Annotated in this window: 1 protein-coding gene; it reads right to left on the bottom strand. The window is 66.9% G+C overall.

What is annotated here, in order from left to right; genetic code table 11:
- On the bottom strand, window positions 1–281 hold a 281-nt coding region (locus MD536_RS21645; protein ID WP_317208157.1), incomplete at both ends, for an acetyl-CoA hydrolase/transferase C-terminal domain-containing protein.

The following is a 281-nucleotide window of genomic DNA, read 5'->3' as shown; positions in this document are numbered from 1 at the left end:
GCGATCGCCTCGCGCAGCAGTTCGGCGCGAAACTCGGGATGGGCGATGGCGATCAGCGCCAAGACGCGGGACTCGACGCTCTTTCCGTGCAGGTAGGCCACACCGTGTTCGGTCACCACGTAGTGCACATCTCCCCGACTGGTCACCACACCGGCCCCGGGGCTGAGCCGAGAGACGATGCGGGAGATCTTTCCCCGATTCGCGGTGGAGGGCATGGCGATGATCGCCTTTCCGCCCGGCGCCCGGGCCGCACCGCGGTTGAAATCGACTTGACCGCCGAT

This window comes from Flavihumibacter cheonanensis (assembly GCF_022352215.1).
GTDB lineage: Bacteria > Bacteroidota > Bacteroidia > Chitinophagales > Chitinophagaceae > Flavihumibacter > Flavihumibacter cheonanensis.
The sequence above is the reverse complement of the archived record's forward strand: the minus strand, read 5'-3'. Positions and strand labels throughout refer to the sequence as shown.